Origin of the sequence: Wolbachia endosymbiont of Wuchereria bancrofti (assembly GCF_002204235.2) — a bacterium.
Classification (GTDB): Bacteria; Pseudomonadota; Alphaproteobacteria; order Rickettsiales; family Anaplasmataceae; genus Wolbachia.
In genome coordinates, this window is record NZ_NJBR02000094.1 from 1 (window position 1) to 1347 (window position 1347).

The 1347-nt window shown below is 32.3% G+C and carries 3 protein-coding genes; all 3 read left to right on the forward strand.

Translation table 11 applies throughout. The features are described 5' to 3' along the window. Positions 1-469: 469 nt before the first annotated feature. On the forward strand, positions 470-787 hold the full coding sequence (locus CCY16_RS04970; protein ID WP_088415424.1) for an ankyrin repeat domain-containing protein: 318 nt from the start codon (positions 470-472) through the stop codon (positions 785-787). Next, positions 756-1010 (forward strand): hypothetical protein, encoded by a 255-nt coding sequence (locus CCY16_RS04975; RefSeq protein WP_088415426.1) that lies wholly within the window; start codon positions 756-758, stop codon positions 1008-1010. Before CCY16_RS04970 ends, CCY16_RS04975 begins: the two co-directional genes overlap by 32 nt. 65 nt (positions 1011-1075) lie before the next feature. After that, the gene (locus CCY16_RS04980) at positions 1076-1261 is read left to right on the forward strand and encodes a hypothetical protein (protein WP_088415428.1); all 186 of its coding nucleotides are present in this window, start codon (positions 1076-1078) and stop codon (positions 1259-1261) included. The last annotated feature ends 86 nt before the right edge of the window (positions 1262-1347 follow it).

Consider the following 1347-nt stretch of genomic DNA (forward strand, 5'->3'; position numbering starts at 1 on the left):
AAAGCAATGGAAAAGACTAAGGAAATAACAGTAGTATACGGAATATTAACAAGTCAAGTTGAATAAGGATTCATCAGTAAAAGGTCTAATGATGATTGGGTTAACAACTTAGCTGAATTTTCTAAAAATTGGATAAAAGAATTTCGTAAAGAACGCTATGGTTCATATTTAAGTGAAGAAGAAGTTGACTTATTTGAGGCTCTTGACAATAGAGATCTAGCTAAAACAAAAACTCTATTAGAAAAAGTTCAAGATACCAACACACAAACTAAAATTTGTGATATATTTACTGGCAATTCAATACTGCACTATATTGCAGAAAACTCTTGTAATAATCCTGAATTTGGTTAGATAGAACTTCTTGAAAAACTTTTATCCCAGTACAGCGCTGATAATTCAATATCAGTTTATAATAGTAGTGTTGATCCATGTCCAAAATTTAACTTAACATTAACCATTAGAGGGATTATTGTGGTACCCTTTACATGTTGCGTATGCACTAGGTAACCTTGATGTTGTAAATTTGTTTTTAAAGTACGAAGCAGACCCTAATATATGTGGTATTTTGGCTTCACCACTTTATTATACTTTAAAGAAAAATAAAAATGATGTTGCTAAGGCACTATTTGAATATGGTGCTAAAATTGATGTAGACTATGTAGAAGAAAGGTTAATTATCAGCGGTATTACAGAATATAGTCAGAGGTACGGTGGAAATACTCTTACCGTACGCATCTATATAGACAAAAAACAGGATGTTACAATCAATTGCCTACAGCTATCATGAGAAAACTGATCACGATATTGAAAAAGCAAAATTACTATTGAAGGGAAGTGCTAACCCTAAATTTTGCGGTGAAATAAAAAAAGGAGAATTAAATACTAGTACATCATATTTGGCCGGGTCAAAAGGAAAAAGTAAGCTTGTGAAATTATTTAATGAACACAAAGAAAATGTAATTAACAACAATTCACATCCAGTAAAAAATAAGGTGTTTAGCCACCTATAACAGATCATAACTCTCCATAAAAACAATCTTCAGAAAGAATATGGATAATTACAGTTCCAGCGTTATTGTTTAGTGCTATAGGAGCCACACTGGCTATAATAGGAATTATACCTAAAATTGCTGCTATTGAAGCAGTTGTAACAGCCGTGTTGTCAGGAATTACTGGTACCATAGCAGGTGGTGTAACAGGATATCTTATTAATGCGGCAATAAATCAATGCTGTGGTAGTCAGAAATGTGCAACTCAGTAGTTCAAAAATGAGACCAATCTGGTATAAATAGCATTTGTAGGAGTGGAAATTATTTTGTAGCATATCTTCCACTTCCAAAACTAATT

Bases quoted from the DNA above. Each gene is read 5' to 3' on its own strand.
- CCY16_RS04975 (WP_088415426.1), top strand. From the start codon at position 756: ATGTTACAATCAATTGCCTACAGCTATCATGAGAAAACTGATCACGAT.